This window comes from Pseudarthrobacter phenanthrenivorans (assembly GCF_000813845.1).
Classification (GTDB): domain Bacteria; phylum Actinomycetota; class Actinomycetes; order Actinomycetales; family Micrococcaceae; genus Arthrobacter; species Arthrobacter phenanthrenivorans_B.
Genome location: NZ_JWTB01000026.1, coordinates 1 through 21,048 on the forward strand (window position 1 = coordinate 1; position 21,048 = coordinate 21,048).

At 67.6% G+C, this 21,048-nt stretch carries 18 protein-coding genes; 11 read left to right on the top strand and 7 right to left on the bottom strand.

Going from position 1 to position 21,048, the window contains the following annotated elements:
- Positions 1–59: 59 nt before the first annotated feature.
- A complete protein-coding gene (rarD, locus tag RM50_RS13965; protein ID WP_082007087.1) occupies positions 60–1,088 on the bottom strand; it encodes an EamA family transporter RarD in 1,029 nt (342 codons plus the stop codon).
- A gap of 119 nt (positions 1,089–1,207) precedes the next feature.
- On the opposite strand from rarD, the gene RM50_RS13970 reads away from it, so the two are divergent.
- The 9 genes from RM50_RS13970 (at position 1,208) to RM50_RS14010 (ending at position 12,027) form a co-directional block, all read left to right on the top strand.
- Positions 1,208–2,203, top strand: coding sequence for a DNA topoisomerase IB (locus RM50_RS13970; RefSeq protein WP_043453778.1), 996 nt, complete (start codon positions 1,208–1,210; stop codon positions 2,201–2,203).
- Positions 2,204–2,248: 45 nt separating this feature from the next.
- Positions 2,249–3,709, top strand: a complete 1,461-nt coding sequence (locus RM50_RS13975; RefSeq protein WP_430929415.1) for an FAD-dependent oxidoreductase — start codon at positions 2,249–2,251, stop codon at positions 3,707–3,709.
- An 80-nt stretch (positions 3,710–3,789) separates the two neighbouring features.
- Entirely contained in the window at positions 3,790–4,380 is a 591-nt protein-coding gene (locus RM50_RS13980) for a TetR/AcrR family transcriptional regulator (RefSeq protein ID WP_167562172.1), read from the top strand.
- Positions 4,380–5,663, top strand: a complete 1,284-nt coding sequence (locus RM50_RS13985; protein ID WP_043453786.1) for a glycosyltransferase — start codon at positions 4,380–4,382, stop codon at positions 5,661–5,663. Before RM50_RS13980 ends, RM50_RS13985 begins: the two co-directional genes overlap by 1 nt.
- A 73-nt stretch (positions 5,664–5,736) precedes the next feature.
- Positions 5,737–7,107, top strand: a complete 1,371-nt coding sequence (locus RM50_RS13990) for a GAF domain-containing protein (RefSeq protein WP_043453790.1) — start codon at positions 5,737–5,739, stop codon at positions 7,105–7,107.
- Between the two features lie 134 nt (positions 7,108–7,241).
- Positions 7,242–8,765 carry an acetaldehyde dehydrogenase ExaC gene (exaC, locus tag RM50_RS13995; RefSeq protein ID WP_043453793.1) on the top strand — a complete coding sequence of 508 codons (1,524 nt, stop codon included), beginning with the start codon at positions 7,242–7,244 and terminating at the stop codon, positions 8,763–8,765.
- Positions 8,766–8,816: 51 nt separating this feature from the next.
- A complete protein-coding gene (gene adhP / locus RM50_RS14000; RefSeq protein ID WP_205622274.1) occupies positions 8,817–9,839 on the top strand; it encodes an alcohol dehydrogenase AdhP in 1,023 nt (340 codons plus the stop codon).
- A complete protein-coding gene (locus RM50_RS14005; RefSeq protein WP_043453799.1) occupies positions 9,839–10,246 on the top strand; it encodes a DUF779 domain-containing protein in 408 nt (135 codons plus the stop codon). Before adhP ends, RM50_RS14005 begins: the two co-directional genes overlap by 1 nt.
- 218 nt (positions 10,247–10,464) lie before the next feature.
- On the top strand, positions 10,465–12,027 hold the full coding sequence (locus RM50_RS14010) for an APC family permease (RefSeq protein ID WP_043453802.1): 1,563 nt from the start codon (positions 10,465–10,467) through the stop codon (positions 12,025–12,027).
- A gap of 135 nt (positions 12,028–12,162) precedes the next feature.
- On the opposite strand, the gene RM50_RS14015 is transcribed toward RM50_RS14010, so the two are convergent.
- The 3 genes from RM50_RS14015 to RM50_RS14025 form a co-directional block, all read right to left on the bottom strand.
- Positions 12,163–12,798 (bottom strand): DUF2461 domain-containing protein, encoded by a 636-nt coding sequence (locus tag RM50_RS14015; protein WP_043453803.1) that lies wholly within the window; start codon positions 12,796–12,798, stop codon positions 12,163–12,165.
- A 137-nt stretch (positions 12,799–12,935) separates the two neighbouring features.
- Positions 12,936–14,417 carry a catalase gene (locus RM50_RS14020; RefSeq protein ID WP_043453806.1) on the bottom strand — a complete coding sequence of 494 codons (1,482 nt, stop codon included), beginning with the start codon at positions 14,415–14,417 and terminating at the stop codon, positions 12,936–12,938.
- Between the two features lie 7 nt (positions 14,418–14,424).
- Complete coding sequence (locus tag RM50_RS14025; RefSeq protein WP_043453808.1) at positions 14,425–14,910, bottom strand: Fur family transcriptional regulator; 486 nt, start codon at positions 14,908–14,910, stop codon at positions 14,425–14,427.
- Positions 14,911–14,990: 80 nt separating this feature from the next.
- Between RM50_RS14025 and RM50_RS14030 the strand changes: the two genes are divergently transcribed.
- Together RM50_RS14030 and htpX are read left to right on the top strand one after the other, a co-directional pair.
- Positions 14,991–16,262 carry an MFS transporter gene (locus RM50_RS14030; protein ID WP_043453812.1) on the top strand — a complete coding sequence of 424 codons (1,272 nt, stop codon included), beginning with the start codon at positions 14,991–14,993 and terminating at the stop codon, positions 16,260–16,262.
- 28 nt (positions 16,263–16,290) lie between these two features.
- Complete coding sequence (gene htpX, locus RM50_RS14035) at positions 16,291–17,157, top strand: zinc metalloprotease HtpX (RefSeq protein ID WP_043453815.1); 867 nt, start codon at positions 16,291–16,293, stop codon at positions 17,155–17,157.
- Positions 17,158–17,377: 220 nt separating this feature from the next.
- Here htpX and efeB read toward each other — a convergent pair whose 3' ends face one another.
- Genes efeB through efeU form a run of 3 tightly spaced genes read right to left on the bottom strand, consistent with a single transcriptional unit; the run spans position 17,378 to position 20,874 of the window.
- Positions 17,378–18,751, bottom strand: a complete 1,374-nt coding sequence (gene efeB / locus RM50_RS14040; protein WP_043453817.1) for an iron uptake transporter deferrochelatase/peroxidase subunit — start codon at positions 18,749–18,751, stop codon at positions 17,378–17,380.
- On the bottom strand, positions 18,748–19,974 hold the full coding sequence (gene efeO / locus RM50_RS14045) for an iron uptake system protein EfeO (protein WP_052260240.1): 1,227 nt from the start codon (positions 19,972–19,974) through the stop codon (positions 18,748–18,750). The genes efeB and efeO overlap by 4 nt, the downstream gene beginning before the upstream one ends.
- A 36-nt stretch (positions 19,975–20,010) precedes the next feature.
- Positions 20,011–20,874 carry an iron uptake transporter permease EfeU gene (efeU, locus tag RM50_RS14050; RefSeq protein ID WP_043453819.1) on the bottom strand — a complete coding sequence of 288 codons (864 nt, stop codon included), beginning with the start codon at positions 20,872–20,874 and terminating at the stop codon, positions 20,011–20,013.
- Between the last annotated feature and the right edge of the window lie 174 nt (positions 20,875–21,048).

The following is a 21,048-nucleotide window of genomic DNA, read 5'->3' on the forward strand; positions in this document are numbered from 1 at the left end:
GCCGGGAGCCCACCTTCTGTGTCTTCGCAGTGCCTCGGTGGAGGATGTCGTGGGGCGGGTCAGGCAACCTGGCGGCGCGCTGCCTTTCGGGCCACCGAGTTCCTGCGGGCGGTCTGCAGCATGTCCAGGGTCAGCAGCAGCAGGGCCAGCCACACCACACCGAACCCGATCCAGCGCTCCGCTGTCATGGCCTCCCGGAAGACGAGCAGGGCCACGAGGAACTGCAGGACGGGGGCGAAGTACTGGAGCAGCCCGATGGTGGTCATGGGCAGGCGCCGCGCGGAGGCGCCGAAGAAGAGCAGCGGGACGGCGGTAATCACGCCGGACGCCAGCAGCAGCCAAAAGTGCCCGGGACCTTCGGAGGCCAGGGTGGAGCTGCCGTTCACCGCCAGCACCACCATCGCCACCGCAGCCAGCGGTGCAAGCACCATGGTCTCCACGCTGAGGCTGGTGATGGCATCCACCCTGGAACCCACCCGGTTCTTGACGAAGCCGTACAGGCCGAAGCTGAATGCCAGGGTCAGCGCGATCCACGGCAGCTTCCCGTAGGAGTAGGTGAGGACCCCCACCGCCACGAACCCGACGCCCACCGCTGCCCACTGGAGCGGGCGCAGCCTTTCCTTCAGGACGAGCACGCCGAGCAGGACCGAGACCAGCGGGTTGATGAAGTAGCCCAGGGACGTTTCCACGGCCTGCCCGGTGGTGACACCGTAGGTGTAGGTGAGCCAGTTGATGGCAATCAGGAACGCCGCCAGTGCCAGCGAGCCGAAGACCCGGCGGTCCTTCAGGGCGGTGCCCAGGACGCCCCATGCCCGGGTGACGGTGATCAGGAGGGCGCAGAACAGCAGTGACCACACCACCCGGTTGGCCACAATTTCGACGGCGCCGGCGGGCATGAGAATGAAGAAGTACAGCGGGAGCAGCCCCCACAAGACGTACGCGCCGATGCCGAACAGCATTCCCGCCGTCGTTTCCTTTGCCATGGGCCCGGGACCCTTGGCTGAAGGGGTATCCGCCGCGGAGCCTGGCGCCGGGGAAGCGCCGGTGGGGGAGGTGGCTACGGACGTGGCGGGGATTCCTTCTGGCATGGGCACGATGTCCATAACAGCAGCCGCAGGGCAGGTATTCCAGCAGGCAGGCGGGAAAACGGAAAAATAGTCAGTAGGCTTGTTTTCATGACACGTGCCCGTATCCCGGAGCAGGCCCGATGAGGCTCCGGCGCAGCAACGCCTCCGGCCGCGGCTACCGCAGGGTCCCTGCCGGCAAGGGCTTCAGTTACCGCGACCTGGACGGGTCCACCCTGCCGCCGGGACCCGTCCGGGACCGGCTGGAAAGCATCGGCATTCCACCGGCGTGGACCGATGTATGGATTGCCCCGTTCGAGAACGGCCATATCCAGGCAACCGGTGTGGACGCGGTGGGCCGGCGCCAGTACATCTACCACCCTGAGTGGCGCGAAAGGAAGGACCGGGTGAAGTTCGACCGGTCCCTCCAGTTGGCCGAATCGCTGCCGGCAGCCCGCCGCCTGGTCACGATGGACCTGCGCAGTGAAGGCTTCACCCGGGAGCGGGTCCTGGCGGGCGCGTTCCGGATGCTGGACAGCGGTTCGTTGAGGGTGGGTTCAGAGCGGTACACCAACGAGAACGGCAGCCGGGGCCTGGCCACCCTGCTCTGCGCCCACGTCCAGGTGCGCAAGGACCGGATCATGCTGCGGTTCCCGGCCAAAAGCGGCAAAGACTGGGAATCGGAAATCCGGGACCCCGACCTCGCCGTGCTGCTGCGCCTGCTTAAGCGCCGCGGCCCGAACGCCCGGCTGCTGGCCTATAAGGAGGGCAGGACGTGGCGCCCGGTCACCAGCGCCGACATCAACGCGTACGTGAAGGAACGCACGGGCTCCGACTTCACGGCCAAGGACTTCCGGACACTGCGGGGTACCGTCGCGGCCGCGGCGAGCCTGGCACGCACCGGTCCCCAGCGCACGGCCGCGAAACGGAAACGGGCCATCAGCCGCGCCATGCACGAAGCCGCCGAAACGCTCGGCAACACTCCGTCCATCGCCCGCAAAAGCTACGTGGATCCCAGGGTGCTGGACCACTACCACGACGGCGAAACCATCGATCCGAAGCGCCTGGACTCTGCGGAGGCCGAACTCCGGGCGCTGCTGTACCGCGAAGGCAAGGTGGTGGCACTTGCCGCCAACTAGAATGGGGGACTGTGCGGAGCACCACGCTGCGCACCCTCATGGATCATGAGCAGGACCAGTTCAGAAGGGCTCCCGGTGTCCAACCACAGCGAAACCGCCGCCAACCGTCCCCTCCGCGTCGCCATCGTCGGCGCGGGACCGGCAGGGGTCTATGCTGCGGACATCCTCACCAAGTCCAGCGGCGTCAAGGACGGCGACTTCCAGGTCAGCATCGACCTCTTCGAGGCCTACCCTGCGCCCTATGGCCTGATCCGGTACGGCGTGGCCCCGGACCACCCCCGCATCAAGGGCATCGTGAACGCCCTGCACAAGGTCCTGGACCGCGGCGACATCCGGTTCCTGGGCAACGTGACCTACGGCCGGGACCTCACCCTGCACGATTTCCGGGCTTTCTACGACGCCGTGATCTTCTCCACGGGCGCCATCAAGGACGCGGACCTGGACATCCCCGGCATCACCCTGCAGGGCTCCTTCGGCGGCGCCGACTTCGTGTCCTGGTACGACGGGCACCCGGACGTGCCGCGCGAATGGCCGCTGGACGCCAAGGAGATCGCCGTCATCGGCAACGGCAACGTGGCCCTGGACGTGGCCCGCATGCTGGTCAAGCACCCCGAAGAACTGCTCAGCACCGAGATTCCGGACAACGTCTACGCCGGCCTGAAGGCCTCGCCCGTCACGGACGTGCACGTCTTCGGCCGCCGCGGCCCCGCCCAGGTCAAGTTCACCCCGCTGGAACTGCGCGAGCTCAGCCACATGGACGACGTCGACATCGTCCTCTACCCCGAGGACTTTGAATTCGACGAAGCCTCGGATGAAGCAATCCGCACCAACAACCAGGTCAAGACCATGGTGAACACCCTCACCAACTGGCTGGTGGAAGAGCACGCCGAGTCGGAGAATCCCTCCTCCCGCCGGCTGCACCTGCACTTCCTGCACAGCCCCGTTGAAGTGCTCGACGACGGCACGGGCAAAGTGGGCGGCATCAAGTTCGAGCGGATGCAGCTGGACGGGACGGGCAACGCCAAGGGCACGGGGGAGTACATCGAGTACCCGGTCCAGGCCGTCTACCGCGCCATCGGCTACCACGGCTCCGCCTTGGACGAACTGGAATATGACGCCAAGCGCGGCGTCATCCCCAACGAAGGCGGCAGGGTGCTGGACGCGGAGGGCAATCCCGTCGCCGGCATCTACACCACCGGGTGGATCAAGCGCGGTCCTGTCGGCCTGATCGGGCACACCAAGGGCGATGCGCTGGAAACCATCGGGTTCCTGCTGGAGGACCGGCTGAACTTGCCGGCCGCACAAAACCCCGACCCCCAGGCCATCATCGACCTGCTCGAAGAGCGCGGCATCGAGTACACCACCTGGGAAGGCTGGAACAAGCTCGATGCCCACGAGGCAGGCCTGGGCGCCGCCTGGACCGGCCCCGAGGGCCTGGACCATGTGGTCCGGGAGCGGATCAAGGTGGTTCCGCGCGAGGACATGATCCGCATTTCCCGCGGCTGACCCGCCCCGCAGGAAACTTCCCCAGGCCCTGTTGGGCCGCCCATATTCGAGTTACTATGACTAACATGAATATGGACGGCGTGAAAAGCCGACCCTACGACGCCCGGAAGCGTGCTTCCGCGGCTGCCGAAACCGGCCGCCGCATCCTGCAGGCTACCGAGGACCTCTTCATGGAAGGTCCCCTCGCGGACCTCACCCTGAATGCCGTGGCCGCGAAGGCCGGCGTAACAGTCCAGACCGTGATCCGCCGCTTCGGTGACCGGATGGGACTGATCAACGCCACTGCCGAATCCGTCTCCGCGCGGGTGGCAGGCCAACGCGGCGCCGCCCCTGCCGGTAATGTCCGTGCCGCCGTCGGGAACCTCGTGGACCACTACGAGACCACCGGCGCCCTGGCCCTGAAAATGCTGGCCGAGGAACACACCTCCCCGGTACTTGCCGGGATCACCGCAGCTGGGCGGGACCTGCACCGGCAGTGGTGCGACCGCGTTTTCGGGCCCTTCCTCGAACCGCTGGCCGGCACGCCGGACCACGGCCGCCGGCTGGCCCAGTTCGTCGCCATCTGCGACGTCTACACGTGGAAACTGCTGCGCCTCGATGCCGGGCTCAGCCGCGACCAGGTGGCACTTTCCCTGATCGAAATGCTGGAGCCCTTGACCCGGAGGCCGTGATGTCCACCGTCCTTGCCTACACCTCGCCCGCCATTGGACACCTGTTCCCGATGGTTCCGTTACTGCTGGAGCTGAAGGCCCGCGGCCACGAAGTCCACGTCCGCACCCTTCCGAAGCACGTTCCCACCCTGTCCGCCCTCGGCCTGCACACCGGGCCGGTGGATGGGCGGCTGATGCACGTCGAGGCCCACGACTACACGGCGGCTTCAACCAAGGAGGCCCTCGCCTCGAGTGTGGACACGTTCGCGGCGCGGGCACGGTTTGATGCCCCGGACCTCCGCCAGGCCATGGCGGCGGTGCGCCCGGACCTGCTCCTCGTGGACATCAACTCGTGGGGAGCCAGGATAGCCGCCGAGGAATCCGGCCTGCCCTGGGCCACGTTCAGCCCCTACACCCCGCCGCTGCAGTCGCGCGGAACTCCTCCCTTCGGACCCGGCCTGCTTCCGATGTCCGGGCCCCTCGGGACGCTCCGTGACGCCGTGGTGCGCCGCCTGGTGATCGGCGCCGTGGAGAAGCTGATGCTGCCGCGCATTAATGCACTGCGCGCCGACCTCTCCGGCGGGACGCTCCCGCCGGTGGGCGGTGCCGACGAGATGTTCCGCACCGCGCCGCTGATGCTCGTCACCACGTCTGAGCCGTTCGAATACCCCCATCCGGACTGGGCTCCGGATGTGCGGATGATCGGCGCGCTGGACTGGGAACCGCCCGCCGAGCCGCCCGCATGGCTCCGGGACAGCACGGAACCCCTGGTCCTGGTGACCACATCCTCCGAATACCAGGCGGACGAGGCCATTGTCCGGGCGGCGCTGGCAGGCCTGGCCGCCGAACCCTTCACCGTCGTCGCCACCCTGCCCGCTGCCCGCACCGGGTCCGCCGGCGCCCACCGGGCATCCGGGACCGACGCCTTCGGCCCTGTTCCGGCGAATGCCCGGCTGGAACACTTCGTCCCGCACGGCCCGGTCCTGGACCACGCCGCCGTCGCCATCACGCACGGCGGCATGGGCGCCACCCAAAAGGCGCTGTCGAAGGGCGTGCCGGTGGTGGTGGTCCCGTTCGGCCGGGACCAGCACGAGGTGGCCGCACGGGTGGTAGCCGCAGACGCCGGCGTGAGGCTTGGCCGGACAAACCTCACGCCGGACCGGTTGGGGGCGGCCGTGCATCAGGCCCTCACGAAGGCACCGGGGGCGCGTCGGGTTGCCGAAGGATACGCGGCCGCCGGCGGTGCTGCTGCCGGCGCGGATGCCCTGGAGGAACTGGTCCGGCTGCCACGCCCGGCCCGATAACCGGCGCCCTGCCGGCTTCCGTCCCGGCAGGGTTAGAATAGCCGCCACACCCCTGCACCCTCCCGGGAGTTCGATGACGAACCTGCTCCAGCCCGAACCGCGCCAGCGTGCCGCGCTTGCGGGCCACGAGCGCCTGGGCGGCGCCGGGCCGAAGCAGGGCGCGGACGATAGCTTCGGCGGCGGTACCCCTGAAATCCCCGGGCTCCGCAAACTCATCCGTGAATCCTGGCAGCGGTCAGCGGGCTTCAAAGCCAACCCCGACAACCCGGCAGCGCCGCTGGCCCTGGACTGGGCCGAACTGGAGGACTACCGCCGGCAGCACCCCCTGGCCGCGATCATGCCCGTGATCAACAAGCTCCTGGTCCAGCCCAGCCACGACAGCGGGCTCCTGGTGGCCGTGGGAGACGAAGTGGGCAGGCTGCTGTGGGTGGACGGCGACCCTGCCCTGCAGCGCCGCGCCGAAGGCATGATGTTCGTTCCCGGGGCGGACTGGTCCGAGGCCAGCGTCGGCACCAGCGCGCCCGGCACGGCGCTCGCCCTGGGGCGCGGGATCCAGATCGCCGGCGCTGAGCACTACCAACGCACCGTCCACCCCTGGAGCTGCACCGCAGTGCCTTTCCATGACCCCGACTCCGGTGCTGTGCTCGGCGTCGTGGACATTACCGGCACGGACACGGCGGTGGCGCCCCATACGTTGTCGCTGGTGGAGGCCACGGTGGCCGCCGCCCAGGCGCAGCTGCGGGTGGAGCGCCTGCAGCACGCCGCGGAGCTGGCCAGGAAACCAGTACGACGGCGGTCCCCGGCTGCCGGCGCCGCGCACGGCGGGGGTGCCGCGGAAGGCAGCCTCTACCGGAACAGCCTGCAACTGCTGGGCCGCGACCAGGCCCTGCTGAGCCTCGGCGGCCGGACGGTCGCCCTGTCCGCCCGGCACAGCGAGATCCTCGCCCTGCTCAGCACCCACCCGGAGGGCCTCACCGCCGAGGAACTGGGCTTGCTGCTGTACCCCGGGGAGGGCTCCACCATCACCCTGCGGGCCGAGATGGTCCGCCTGCGCAAGGTGGTCCAGCAGCTCAGCCCGGACGCCGTCCCGGGTTCCCGCCCCTACCGGCTGCCCATCGACCTGGTGCCGGACACGGGCCAGGTGCTCAGCTGCCTGCAGCGGGGGGCGCACCGGATCGCCCTGGAGATCTACCGCGGCGAGGTGCTCCCGCGCTCCGAGGCCCCCGGCATCGTCGAGCTGAGGGCCAGGGTCTCGTCCCTGCTCCGGGAAGCGGTCCTCACGGACGGCAGCGCCGAGTCCCTGCTCAAGTACGCTGCCCTGCCCGAGGCAAGGGACGACGTCGGCATCCGCCGTGCCGCGCTCCGCCTCCTGCCGCCGCGCTCACCCAAGCGGGCCGCCGTTGTGGCAGACATTGAAAGGCTGGAAGCCGAGCTCCGCGCCTAGGTTTGCCCCGGCGTCGCCTTGTGTGACCTGGATCGCATTGTTGCAACCTGGCTGCAACCTCCCCGCTCCTACGCTTACTGCAATGGCAGGCACCCCTGTGGGCCAGCCTTCTGCACAGCAAAGGAGCTCAGCACATGACCGTTTACGCACAGCCGGGAACCGACGGTTCGAAGGTCACCTTCAAGGACCGCTACGAAAACTGGATCGGCGGCGAGTGGGTGGCCCCGGTGAAGGGCCAGTACTTCGAGAACATCACCCCCGTGACGGGCAAGGCATTCTGCCAGGTTGCCCGCGGCACGGCGGAGGACATCGAACTGGCACTGGACGCCGCGCACAAGGCGGCACCCTCCTGGGGCAAGACCTCCGTGGCGGAGCGCGCCGCGATCCTGAACAAAATTGCCGACCGCATCGACGAGAACCTCGAAATGCTCGCCGTGGCCGAAACCTGGGACAACGGCAAGCCCATCCGGGAAACCCTCAACGCGGACCTTCCGCTGGCTTCTGACCACTTCCGCTACTTCGCCTCCGCGGTCAGGGCCCAGGAAGGCAGCCTCTCCCAGCTGGACGAGAACACCACCGCCTACCACTTCCACGAGCCGCTGGGCGTCGTGGGCCAGATCATCCCGTGGAACTTCCCCATCCTCATGGCCGTCTGGAAGCTGGCCCCCGCGCTCGCCGCCGGAAACACCGTGGTGCTCAAACCCGCGGAGCAGACGCCAAGCTCCATCCTGGTCCTGGTGGAACTCATCGGGGATCTGCTGCCCGCAGGGGTGCTCAACATCGTCAACGGCTTCGGCGTGGAGGCCGGCAAGCCGCTGGCCTCCAGTTCCCGGATCCGGAAGATCGCCTTCACCGGCGAGACAACCACCGGCCGCCTGATCAGCCAGTACGCCAGCCAGAACCTCATCCCCGTCACCCTGGAACTGGGCGGCAAGAGCCCCAACATCTTCTTCAGCGACGTAGCGCAGGAGAACGACGCGTTCTACGACAAGGCCCAGGAGGGCTTCGCGCTGTTCGCGTTCAATCAGGGCGAAGTCTGCACCTGCCCGTCCCGCGCGCTGGTGCAGGAGGAGATTTACGACTCCTTCATGGCGGACGCCGTGGCCCGGGTGGAGAAGATGATCCAGGGCAACCCGCTGGACACCGAAACGCAGGTTGGCGCCCAGGCGTCCAACGACCAGCTGGAGAAGATCCTGTCCTACATCGACATCGGAAAGCAGGAAGGTGCCAAAGTGCTCACGGGCGGCGCCCGCGCCGAACTTCCCGGCGACCTGGCCGGCGGCTTCTACGTCCAGCCCACCGTGTTCGAGGGCCACAACCGGATGCGGATCTTCCAGGAGGAGATTTTCGGCCCGGTGGTGGCGGTGACAAAGTTCAGCGACTACAACGACGCCATGGGCATCGCCAATGACACCCTCTATGGCCTCGGCGCCGGCGTGTGGTCCCGCAACGGCAACGTGGCGTACCGCGCAGGCCGCGAAATCCAGGCCGGCCGCGTCTGGGTCAACAACTACCACGCCTACCCGGCAGGTGCCGCGTTTGGCGGCTACAAGTCCTCAGGCATCGGCCGTGAGAACCACGCGATGATGCTGGACCACTACCAGCAGACCAAGAACCTGCTGGTCAGCTACGACGAGAACAAGCTGGGCTTCTTCTAGGCCGCAAAGCACACCCCATCCCCACCGACCACCACAACGCAAGGATCGCCAATGACGACGACAATGCAAGCAGCCGTAGTAACCGAATTCGGCAAGGACCTGCAGGTCCAGACCCTCGACATCCCAACACCGGGACCGGGCGAAGCCCTGGTCAGGGTCCTCACCACCGGCGTCTGCCACACCGATCTCCACGCCGCGGAAGGGGACTGGCCGGTCAAGCCGGCCCCGCCCTTCGTTCCCGGGCATGAGGGCGTGGGGGAGGTGGTGGCACTCGGCGAAGGCGTCACCGACCTCGCCGTGGGCGACCTGGTGGGCAACGCCTGGCTCTGGTCCGCCTGCGGGGACTGCCAGTATTGCCGCACCGGCTGGGAGACCCTCTGCGAGGCCCAGAAGAACGGCGGTTACAGCGTGGACGGCTCCTTCGGGGAGTACATGCTGGTGGACTCGCGCTTCGCGGCGCGCATACCGGCGGGATCCGACCCCGTCGAGGTGGCGCCGGTGCTCTGCGCCGGCGTCACCGTCTACAAGGGCCTGAAGATGACCGAGGCGAGGCCGGGGCAGTGGGTCACCATCTCGGGCATCGGCGGGCTGGGCCACATTGCCGTCCAGTACGCGGTGGCCATGGGCCTGCGGGTTGCTGCCGTGGACATCGCGGACGACAAGCTGGCCCTGGCCAAGGCACACGGCGCCGAAGTGGTGGTCAACGCCCTGCACGAGGACCCGGTGGAGGTCATCCAGCGGGAAACCGGCGGCTGCCACGGCGTCCTGGTGACGGCCGTGCACCCCTCCGCCTTCGGCCAGGCGATCGGCATGGCGCGCCGGGGCGGAACCATCGTGTTCAACGGCCTGCCGCCGGGCGACTTCCCGGCACCGATCTTCGACATCGTGCTCAAGGGGCTGACGGTGCGCGGCTCCATCGTCGGCACCCGGCAGGACATGGACGAGGCCCTGGACTTCTATGCCCAGGGGAAAATCCATCCCACCGTCTCCGTCCGGGAGCTGGCCGAGGTCAACGCGGTCCTGGACGAGATGAAGCACGCCAAGATCGATGGCCGCGTGGTCCTGAGGTTCTGATGGTCCCCGACCGGCTTGATGCCGCCGTGACGCTGCCCGGGGAAGACTTTTCCCGGGTGGCGCTCACGCCCGCTGCCGTGGACCTGCTGCGGATGCTGTGGGACCGGCACGGCCCGCTCATGTTCCACCAGTCCGGGGGCTGCTGCGACGGGTCCTCGCCCATGTGCTACCCGGCGGGGGAGTTCATCATGGGCGACTCGGACGTCCTGCTGGGGCTGTTCGACCTGGCGGAGGGGCTGCAACCCCTGCCGCTGGAATTCTGGATGTCGCGGGAGCAGTTCAACTACTGGAGCCATACGCACCTGACCATTGACGTGGTCCAGGGCCGGGGCAGCGGTTTCTCGGTGGAAGCCCCGGAGGGCAAGCGGTTCCTGATCAGGTCCACGCTGATGGACTGGCCGGGCTAGGACCGGCACCACGGCGGGGTTGGAGGCGCGCTTCAGCGATCCTGCGCCGTTCGGCCGAAAGCACGCGGGACCCTCCGAAAGGAGGGTCCCGCACCTTTTGGCAGAACAAAGTTCGGCAAACCGACCGTCTCACTATTCGGGACGATTGGGGTCGTCCAGTGGATGGACACTATCGTTGATAGGTCTGTTTCCATCACAAACCAGGATTGTGAACCCCTATGAACCTTCTGCGGACAAAATCCATCGAGCAGTCGATCGCCGACGCCGATGAGCCCGGACGCAAGCTCAAGCGTTCCCTCAGCAGCTGGGACCTCATGATCATGGGTGTCGCCGTTGCTGTAGGCGCCGGCATCTTCTCCGTTGGAGCCAAGGCCGCCGCTAACTTTGCAGGCCCCGCCGTGACCGTCTCCTTCGCGATCGCCGCCGTCACGTGCGCACTGGCCATCATGTGCTACGCCGAGTTCGCCACCGCCATCCCCGTAGCGGGCTCCGCCTACGTCTTCACCTACGCCACCATGGGCGAACTCCTTGCCTGGATCATCGGCTGGAACCTGATCCTTGAACTGTTCACCGCCGCCGCCGTCATTGCCAAGTACTGGGGCATCTACCTCAGCAAGGTCTTTGCGCTCACCGGCCTGGACGTTCCCCCCGCCATCTCGCTGGGCGGCGTTGACCTTTACTGGGGCGCCTTCCTGATCGTGGCGATTTTCACCGTGCTGCTGGTGCTGGGCACCAAGCTTTCGGCCCGCGTGGGCAACATCTTCACCCTGATCAAGATCGCCGTCGTGCTGTTCGTGATCGTGGTGGGCTTCACCTATGTGAAGTTCGAGAACTACACGCCGTTCGTTCCGGCCGCCGAGCCCACGGCAGGCACCGGGGCCGCCGATGTCCTCAAGCAGTCATTCTTCGGCTTCCTGACCGGTGCCGCGCCCGCCCAGTACGGCACCATGGGGATCTTCGCCGGTGCCGCACTGGTGTTCTTCGCCTTCATTGGATTCGACGTGGTGGCCACCTCGGCCGAGGAGGTGAAGAACCCGCAGAAGACGCTGCCCCGCGGCATCTTCGGCGGCCTGGCTTTGGTGACGCTGCTCTACATCCTCGTCTCCTTGGCCCTGACCGGCATGGTGTCCTACACGCAGCTTGCCGAGGCCAAGAGCCCAACCCTCACCACCGCCTTCGAAGCCGTGGGCGACACGTCCGCCGCCAAGGTCATCGCCTTCGGTTCCCTGGTGGGCCTGACCACCGTGATCATGGTGCTCCTCATGGGGCTGTCCCGCGTGGTGCTGGCCATGAGCCGCGACGGCCTGCTGCCCCGGTCGCTGTCCAAGACCAGCGAGAAGCGCTCCACCCCGGCCCGCCTGCAGATCATCTGTGGTGCCGCCGTGGCCCTGGTGGCAGGACTCACCAACGTGGACCTGCTGGAGGAGATGATCAACATCGGCACGCTGTCCGCGTTCGTTGTGGTCAGCCTGGGCATCCTGGTGCTCCGCCGGAAGCGCCCGGACCTGAAGCCGGCCTTCCGCGTTCCGTTCGGCAAGGTGCTGCCCATCGTCTCCGCAGTCCTCTGCCTGTACCTGATGACCAACCTTGCCGTGGAGACCTGGATCTTCTTCGCGTTCTGGCTGGTCCTGGGCCTGGCGATCTACTTCGCCTACGGGCAGCGGCACTCCCGGCTCAATGAGCGCTTCGCCGAGGCCAACGCCAGCGTTAACCGCCCCGCGGGTTCAGCGGCAGCCCCCGCCGCTGAACGGGACGACGAGGATGAGCTGAGCCGCACCTGACGGCCCGCTACCCACATCTCCTGAACTGCCGTCTCCTGAACTGCCCGCCCGGCCTTCGCCGGGCGGGCAGCCGCATTTCCGGTGCCTCTCCACGGGACCTGCGGCCAGCGCGCCACGGGAGCCGGCGGCGATGGGTCAGGGTGCGGCGTACCGGCCCACCCACTCCACGAGCGGACGCAGCTGCCGCCACCGTTCCGCGATCCGCTCCTTCGCGGCGGGTGTGGAAACCCACTCCGGCTGGCCCACCTCGATTCCCGCGGACAGCGATTTGTGCTTGAGCAGTTCGGCACGGGGATGGTCCTTGTCGAATCCCCGCGGAACGGTTTTCAACTTCTCGCCTTCGACGGCAAAACCGGCGCCGGCCACGGCATCAACAATGTCCTGCAGGGCGGCGCCGCTGGCGGAAGCGTCGGCGGCCGCACGGAACCGTGCCAGCTGGGCGGGGGTATGGGAGTGGTAGCCGCCACCGATCAACAGTCCGTCGGCATTGATTTGGAGATAGAAACCCACGCCTTCCTGGCGTGCAGCGAATGCTCCCTGGGCAGTTTTGTATGGCGACTTGTCCAGTGAAAAGCGGACATCGCGGTTGGGGCGGAAAAGCTTGGCCGGTCCGAACTCGGGCTCCAGCTCGGAGAGCAGGAGGGTGAGTGGTGCCTTGACCGATGTGTCGTACGTTGCCTTGTGTTCCAGCCACCAATCGCGGTTGTTGTTGTCCTCCAGCTGCGCGTAGAAGCGGAAGGCCTCGAGGGGGATGCCTGCGAAAGTGTTCATCTACGGAGCCTAGGGCGGCCGGCCGCAACCGGCCAGATCCCCGCCGCCGTATGTGCAAAAGCGGCCGGACAGCGGAACACCCCGCCACGAAAGCCCGTGACGGGGTGTTCTATCAGTTCAGCAGGCAGGAAGCCTGATCAGCCGATCTTGTTGGCTGCCTCAGCGTCGGAGGCGGCTGCCACGCCGAGGTTGGCGCGGAGTTTGGCGCCCAGCTCGGCGTCGACGTTGGTCCAGTACTGGATGGCGCGTTCCTTGATGTCGGAGCGCTTGACGCCGCCCACCGCACCGGTGATGGTGTCCAGGAAGCGGGCCTTGGCGGCCTCGTCGTAGACCTCGCGGTACAGCGCGCCGGCCTGGACGAAGTCGCCGTCCTCGGCGTGGAGGGAGTGCGCGGCGAGGGTCAGCTCGCCGTCGTTCTCCCAGCCTCCGGCCGGGTTCTGCGGCTCAAGGGCAGCTGGGCCGCCGAAGGTGTTCGGGGCGTAGACCGGAACCGAGGGGGCGTTGAACAGGAAACGTCCGGCGCCGTCCTGGCTGTAGTTGTTGACCTGGTTCTTCGGCTGGTTCACCGGGATCTGGGCGTGGTTGGTGCCCACGCGGTAGCGGTGTGCGTCGGCGTAGGAGAAGATGCGGGCCTGCAGCATCTTGTCCGGCGAGGCGGCGATGCCCGGCACGAAGTTCGAGGGCGCGAAGGTGGCCTGCTCGATCTGTGCGAAGTAGTTCTCCGGGTTCCGGTTCAGCTCCATGGTGCCCACCTTGATCAGCGGGTAGTCAGCGTGCGGCCAGACCTTGGTCAGGTCGAACGGGTTGAAGCGGTAGGTCTTGGCATCCTCGTACGGCATGACCTGCACGTGCAGGTCCCAGGACGGGAAGTTGCCGGCTTCGATATTCTCGGACAGGTCGCGGATGTAGAAGTCCGCGTCCGAACCGGCCAGGGCTTCAGCCTGCTCGCCGGTCATGGAGTTCACGCCCTGGTTGGACTTGAAGTGGTACTTGACCCAGAACCGCTCGCCCTCGGCGTTGATCCACTGGTAGGTGTGCGAGCCGTAGCCCTGCATTTCACGCCAGGAGGCGGGCAGGCCGCGGTCACCCATGAGCCAGGTGACCTGGTGGGCGGACTCGGGGGACAGGGTCCAGAAATCCCACTGCATGTCGGCGTCGCGCAGGTGGGTGCCCGGCAGGCGCTTCTGCGAGTGGATGAAGTCCGGGAACTTGATGCCGTCGCGGATGAAGAAGACGGGGGTGTTGTTGCCCACGAGGTCGTAGTTGCCCTCGGTGGTGTAGAACTTCACGGCGAAACCGCGGGGATCGCGCCAGGTGTCCGGGGAGCCGTTCTCGCCGGCGACGGAGGAGAAGCGGATGAGCATCTCGGTCTCGACGCCCGGCTGCAGGAACGCGGCCTTGGTGTACTTGGAAATGTCCTCGGTGGTCTTGAACGTGCCGAAAGCACCGCCGCCCTTGGCGTGCACAACGCGCTCCGGAACCCGCTCACGGTTGAACTGGGCGAGCTTTTCAACCAGGTAGTGGTCGGTCAGGATGATGGCACCATCGGCACCAACTGACTTCGAGTGTGCATCGGACGTAACCGGCGCACCTGACTGGGTTGTGGAAACGGCAGTCATTGTTCTCCTATTTCTCTTTTTCTTGCGAGGGATTGTGGGGAGGAAGTTGTTGGGCCTGCTGGCAGTCCTGGCAGATGCCCTGGTACATGACATCCGCGATCTGGATGGTCATGGGCTTGGCGTCCGGGTTCCAGTGCGGCGTGAGGCACGGGGCGTGGCCGACGGCGCAGTCCACGTCCTCCACGCGTCCGCAACTGATGCAGATGGCGTGGTGGTGGTTGTCGCCCACCCGGGTTTCGTACAGCGCGGGGGAGTGCGGCGGCTCGAAGCGGCGCAGCATGTGCAGGTCCGTCAGGTCGCCCAGGACAACGTAGACGGACTGGGCCGTGAGTTCCGGCAGTTCCGCCCGGGCGGCGGCAAGGATGCTTTCGGCAGGGGAGTGCGGGTGGCGTTCGACGGCGGCCAGCACGGCCAGCCGCTGCCTGGTCACCCTGCGGCCGTGTGCGCGCAGGGCTGCGGCCCATGCGTCCTGGCCGTCAAAGTGCTCCGTCATGGCTCCATTGAAACACTTATTTTGATCAACTCACAATAAGGCGTGGCTAACCTTTCCGTGTCGCCCATTACTGTTACGGGGTGGGGAAATTACTTGCCGATGTCACTCCGTTGAAGGAAAGCCCCGCATTCCGCAGGCTGTGGCTGGGCACGGCGGTGTCCGCCGTCGGAAGCCAGCTCACCCTGGTGGCCGTGAGCCTGGAGGTGTACCGGCTGACCCAGGACAGCTTCTACGTTGGCCTGCTGGGAATCTTTGCGCTGGTTCCCCTGGTGGTGGGTGGCCTGATGGGCGGGTCCATCGCGGACGCGCACGACCGGCGGCGGATAGCCCTGCTGGCCACCACCGTCCTGTGGCTCACCACCGGCCTGATTGCGCTGCAGGCCTGGCTGCACCTGGGCAGTGTGTGGGTGCTGTATCTCCTGGTGGCGCTGCAAAGCGGGGCGCAGGCCATCAACCAGCCGGCCCGCAGCGCCATCATCCCCATGCTCCTGCGCAAGGAACTCCTGCCCGCCGCCAACGCCCTGAGCATGCTGTCCCTGGGGCTTGCCATGACCGCCGGGCCGCTGCTGGCGGGCCTCCTGGTGGCCTGGTTCGGGTTCGGCTGGACCTACACCATCGACTTCGCCAGCTTCGCCTTCGTCCTCTGGGCCGTGTACCGGCTTCCACCCATGGCACCTACCGGGAGCAGCCACAAGGCAGGGGTCCGCTCCGTCATCGAAGGCTTCGCCTTTCTCGGCACCCGGCCCAACCTCCGGATGACCTTTATCATCGACCTCATCGCCATGGTCCTGGCCCAGCCGAGGGCGCTGCTGCCCGCCGTCGCGGCCCTCATGCTGGGCGGCGGAGAAGCAACCGTAGGCATCCTGCTGGCGTGCACCGCCGTCGGGGCTTTCCTGGCCGGCCTGTTCTCCGGTCCCCTGGGCAGCGTGCGCCGCCAGGGGACCGCCGTGGTGGTGTCCGTGATGGGATGGGGCGCATCCATCGCCGCCTTCGGCCTGGTGGTGCTGCTCGCAGGCCCCGCACCGGACGGCGGGACGACACTGTGGCTGGCGCCGGCCGCCGTCTGCTGCGCCCTGGCCGGCATTGCGGATTCCATCAGCAGCGTCTTCCGGAACACCATCCTGCAGGCCGCGGCACCCGACCACCTGCGGGGCCGGCTGCAGGGCGTCTTCATCGTGGTGGTTGCCGGCGGCCCCCGGATCGGAGATCTGCTGGCCGGCGGCGCGACTAGGATTCTCAATGAGGGCTGGGTCCTGCTGTTCGGCGGTGTGCTGTGCATCGCGGGGGCATGGCTGGCGGCGAAACTGCAGCCCGGCTTCCGCAGGTACGATGCGCGGAACCCGGTGCCCTAGCAAGCCGTTCCAGTAGTGAGGAGGAAACGTGCACAACCATCACAACGGCCTGAAGACCGCGGCCCTTTTCGGGGTGCTGTGGGCAGTGCTGCTGGGCCTTGGCGGGCTCATCGGCGTCGGGACGCGCAGTTCGGCGCCCATCTGGATCATGGCCCTGATCGGCGTCGGCACCACGTTCTACGGCTACTGGAACAGCGACAAGATCGCCATCCGGTCCATGCAGGCCTTCCCGGTCACCGAGGCGCAGGCGCCACAGCTGTACCAGATCGTCCGGGAGCTCTCGGCGCGCGCCAACCAGCCCATGCCGCGGATCTACGTTTCGCCCACCATGAACCCCAACGCGTTCGCCACCGGCCGGAACCCGCAAAACGCGGCGGTCTGCTGCACGGAAGGCATCCTGCAGCTCCTGGATGCACGCGAGCTTCGGGGCGTGCTGGGCCACGAACTCATGCACGTCTACAACCGGGACATCCTCACCTCGTCGGTGGCGGCCGCCGTCGCCGGGGTCATCACCTCCGTGGGGCAGATGCTGCTGTTCTTCGGCGGCGGGGACCGGCGCAACGCCAACCCGCTGGCCATGATCGCCATGGCCCTGCTGGCGCCGTTCGCTGCGTCGCTGATCCAGATGGCCATCTCCCGCACCAGGGAGTACGACGCCGACGAGGACGGTTCGCAGCTCACCGGCGATCCGCTGGCGCTCGCCTCAGCCCTGGCCAAGATCGAGCGCGGCGTCAGCATCGCGCCCCTGCCGCAGGACCAGCGGCTGGTCAACGCCTCGCACCTGATGATCGCCAACCCGTTCCGCGGCGGCGCCATCAACAAGCTGTTCGCCACGCACCCGCCGATGCGGGACCGGATTGCCCGGCTGGAACGGATGGCCGGCCGGCAGCTGTAGCCGGGAACGCGCCGTCGGGCCTGCACGCCGGCGCCCTTACTCCACCAGCGACCCGCGCCGCCGCCCGGCGACGCGCACCTTCATTTTCGCTGCGCAGATTCCCTGGCGCCCCTGGTATTTCGGGTGCGTTAAGGAACCTGCGCAGCGTTGAGCCTTTTACGCGTCGCGGACGACGGCGGGGCGGGGCCGGCTTGGCCGGTCCGGCTACGAGAAGAGCCCCTTACGCGAAGAGTCCCTCGCCGATGAAGCCGCCGGGCTTGACCCCGCCAGGTACCGCGAACAGTCCGGAGCCCGTGTGCTTCAGGTACTCCACCGCGAGCGTGTCGCCCTTGGCCATCGCCATCTGCATGGGGACGTAGTGTGTCCGGGGATCGGTGACGAAGGCAATGAAGAACAGTCCGGCGTCCAGGTGCCCCACGCCGTCGGAACCGTCGGTGTAGTTGTAGCCCCGGCGCAGCATCCGCACTCCGCTGTTCTGGTTGGGGTGGGCCATCCGCACGTGCGAATCGAGCGGAATCAGCGGTTTGCCGGCCTTGCCCTGCCGGGTGAAGTCGGGTTCGGTGAACTCCTCGCCGCCGGACAGCGGCGCGCCCGAGCCCTTGGTCCGGCCGATCAGCCCTTCCTGTTCGCCCAGCGAGGTGCGGTCCCAGATTTCGATGTGCATCCGGATCCGGCGGGCCACGAGGTAGCTGCCGCCGGCCATCCAGGCATCCTGGGGCCGGGCCGCTGCTGCCCACACGTGCTGGTCCAGCAGCTGTTCATCCTCGACCTTGAGGTTGTTGGTGCCGTCCTTGAACCCGAAGAGGTTCCGCGGCGTCTGCTGGGACCGGGACGTGGACGAGGTCCGGCCGAAGCCCAGCTGGGACCAGCGGACCCGCACCTTCCCGAAGCCGATCCTGGCCAGGTTCCGGATCGCGTGGACGGCCACCTGGGGGTCATCGGCGCAGGCCTGCACCACCAGGTCGCCGCCGCTGCGGGCCGGATCCAGGTCATCGCCGGGGAAGTGCGGCAGGTCGATCAGGGCTTCGGGCTTCCGCCCGTCCAGGCCGAAGCGGGCCACCCCGTCCTTCTCGAACAGGCCGGCACCGAAACCGAAGGTCAGGGTCAGCTTGCCGGCGTTGAGGTCCAGGGCTTCGCCGGTGTCCTCGGGAGGGGCTCCGTAGGGGCCGTCCACCGCGCCGGTCGCGCCGGCCGGGCGGCCCTGGGTCAGGGCTTCCGCGGCCTGTGTCCAGTCCTTGAGCAGCTGGATGAGTTCGTCGCGCTTGGTGGTGGTGACGTCGAACGCGGCCATGTGCAGCCGGTCCTGCGCAGGGGTGGTGATGCCCGCCTGGTGGTCGCCGTGGAAGGGAACCACCGGGCTGTCGGCAGCAGGAGGGGCGGCGGAGGCTGCGACGGCGTCATGGCCCAGGAAACCTGCCGCAAGCCCCGCGGCAGCACCGCCCAGCCCGGCGATGCCAAACAGGCCGCGCCTGCTCAGGCGTGCGCCCGGCGTCGGCTGCTCCTTATCCGCGGCGCCCGGCTGCGGTTCTGCGGCGGCGTCACCCCGGGGTGCGGACGTTTCCGGCGGCCGGCCGCCAAAGGGGCAGCCGGTCACAGGACCACCGCAGCGGTCAGCCTGGACAGCGGTTCCCCGAGCGCGTCCACCAGGGACGCCAGCTTCTGGACCTGCTCCGGAGCCAGCTTGTCGTAGGAAGTGAAGCCGGAACCCTGGGCGTGCGTAGCCAGCTCAGCCTGCAGCGCGGCGAACTTCTCATCGAGCGAGGCTGCCAGGGCAGAATCCTTCTGGAGCAGGGCAGGCTTCAGGCTCTCGAAGGCGATGCGGGCGCCGTCGACGTTGGCCTGGAAGTCCCAAAGATCCGTGTGCGACCAGATCTCCTCCTCGCCGGTCACCTTCCCGGTGGCCACCTCATCCAGCAGTTCCTTGGCTCCGTTGCCCAGCATGTCCGCGGAAATCTCCAGCGTGCGCGTGCGCTCCACCAGGTCCTTGGTGTCGGCGACCATCCGGTCTGCAATGGCGGAGCGTTCCGCCGGCGCCATGGCCGTGTAACCGGCAGGCGGGAACAGGTCCTTTTCGGCACGGTGCCAGCCGGTCCACTCCTGGCCCGGTTCAAGGTCCGCCTCACGGGCATCGAGCTGCGGGTCAAGGTCGCCGAAAGACTCCGCCACGGGCTCGATCCGTTCCCAGTGCTGACGGGTGGCAGCGTAGAGCGAGCGCGCCTGCTCCGCATTGCCGGCCGCAAACGCCGCCGCGAACTGCTCGGTGCCGGTGAGCAGCTGTTCGCTCTGGTCCTTGACGTAGGACCCGTACTGCGTGGTGGCGGTATCCAGGAGGTGCTGGAAATCCGCATCGGCCGACGGCTGGTTTCCGGACTGGGTCACGTCCAGCGAAGCCCTGATCCCGTCGCCCTCCATCCCCGGCTTGCAGGCCGTTGTGTAGGTGCCTGCCGGGGCGGTGACCACCAGGTTGCGGGTCAGCCCGGGCCCGATGTTCTCCACTTCGCCCAGGATCCGCAGGCCGTCTGCTGCCAGCAGGTAGAACTCGGTGACCTCGGTGCCCTCGTTCTTCACGGAGAAGGTGAGGTTTCCGCTGGGCACGCTGCTGGCAGAGACCTTGCACTCGGTGTTGGAGCTGACAACCTCGATGGCACCGGTTGAGCTATCCGCGGCCTTGGTGTTGTCCGTGCAGCCGGTGAGGACCAGCGGGACGGCGACGGCGGCGGCGGCAAGTGCGGCGCGCGTGTTCCGGATGGCAGGGCGGGAAGTTCCGGGCTGGCGGGTCCGGAGCATGGGGTTCCGGGGCAGGGTGAAGCCGGGCATGGGGTATTCCTTTGGGTGCGGGGTGGCGGTGAGGGGTCAGGCAGCGGCCGGGGTCTGGGCGGGGGTCCCGTTTCCGGCCGGGGCAGTGCTGGGCGGCAGTGGCTTGAAGTGCGTGCGCAGGTACAGGAACAGCACCGGTACTACATAGAGCAGCCAAGCCGCAGCTTCCAGCCACGTGGTGGCCGGGGAGAAGTTGACGGTGCCCTTGAGCAGGGTGCCGTACCAGGACGACGGCGGGACGGCGGCACTGATGTCGAAGGCCAGCGAGTGCAATCCCGGCAGGATGCGGGCTTCCTGGAGGTCATGGATGCCGTAGGACAGGACGCCGCCGGCGATGACGATCAGGGCCGCGCCCGTCCAGGTGAAGAAGCGCGAGAGGTTCACCTTGAGCACGCCCCGGTGCAGCAGGTAGCCGAACGCTGCCGCCGCGGCCAGGCCCAGCAGGGCGCCGATCAGAGGTTGCGTGGACTCGCCGGTGGCCTTGGCAGCCGCCCAGAGGAAGAGTGCCGTTTCCAGGCCTTCGCGGCCCACGGCAATCGCGGCCACCACGGCCAGGCCCCAGCCGGCTCCGCCGGCGGACCGGTCGACGCGGCTCTTCAGGTCGCGTCCCAGCGTCCGGGCAGTGCGGGCCATCCAAAAGACCATCCACGTCACCAAACCGACGGCGATGATGGACAAGCCGCCACCGATCGCCTCCTGCGCCTCGAACGTGAGGCCCTTGGGCCCGAAGGTCAGCAGCGCGCCGAATCCGGCCGACACCACCACCGCGGCTGCAACCCCGGCCCAGAGCCGGGGGATGAGGTGGCGGCGGTCCGTCTTGACCAGGTAGGCCATGAGGAGGACCACCACCAGGGTGGCTTCGAGTCCTTCGCGCAGGCCGATCAGGAAGTTGGCAGTCATGGAGTGATCTTTCGCTCAGGCTGCCCTTACTTAGGCAGTCCTAAGGAAGAGGTTACCTGCCATGGATGATTACGCAAACTAAATGTGCCGTAATCCGATCCACGTTACGAGGCCCGTCTCCGGGCCGCCCGGGGCGTTCCCGCGACACGCAAAAAGGCCGGCGCACCCCATATA

Coding starts and splice junctions, on each gene's coding strand:
- RM50_RS14020 (WP_043453806.1), bottom strand. CDS start 14,417: ATGACTGCCGTTTCCACAACCCAGTCAGGTGCGCCGGTTACGTCCGAT.
- RM50_RS14010 (WP_043453802.1), top strand. CDS start 10,465: ATGAACCTTCTGCGGACAAAATCCATCGAGCAGTCGATCGCCGACGCC.
- RM50_RS13975 (WP_430929415.1), top strand. CDS start 2,249: ATGAGCAGGACCAGTTCAGAAGGGCTCCCGGTGTCCAACCACAGCGAA.
- RM50_RS13985 (WP_043453786.1), top strand. CDS start 4,380: ATGTCCACCGTCCTTGCCTACACCTCGCCCGCCATTGGACACCTGTTC.
- adhP (WP_205622274.1), top strand. CDS start 8,817: ATGACGACGACAATGCAAGCAGCCGTAGTAACCGAATTCGGCAAGGAC.
- efeU (WP_043453819.1), bottom strand. CDS start 20,874: ATGACTGCCAACTTCCTGATCGGCCTGCGCGAAGGACTCGAAGCCACC.
- efeO (WP_052260240.1), bottom strand. CDS start 19,974: ATGCCCGGCTTCACCCTGCCCCGGAACCCCATGCTCCGGACCCGCCAG.
- exaC (WP_043453793.1), top strand. CDS start 7,242: ATGACCGTTTACGCACAGCCGGGAACCGACGGTTCGAAGGTCACCTTC.
- RM50_RS14025 (WP_043453808.1), bottom strand. CDS start 14,910: ATGACGGAGCACTTTGACGGCCAGGACGCATGGGCCGCAGCCCTGCGC.
- RM50_RS14005 (WP_043453799.1), top strand. CDS start 9,839: ATGGTCCCCGACCGGCTTGATGCCGCCGTGACGCTGCCCGGGGAAGAC.
- RM50_RS14015 (WP_043453803.1), bottom strand. CDS start 12,798: ATGAACACTTTCGCAGGCATCCCCCTCGAGGCCTTCCGCTTCTACGCG.
- rarD (WP_082007087.1), bottom strand. CDS start 1,088: ATGCCAGAAGGAATCCCCGCCACGTCCGTAGCCACCTCCCCCACCGGC.
- RM50_RS13970 (WP_043453778.1), top strand. CDS start 1,208: ATGAGGCTCCGGCGCAGCAACGCCTCCGGCCGCGGCTACCGCAGGGTC.
- RM50_RS13990 (WP_043453790.1), top strand. CDS start 5,737: ATGACGAACCTGCTCCAGCCCGAACCGCGCCAGCGTGCCGCGCTTGCG.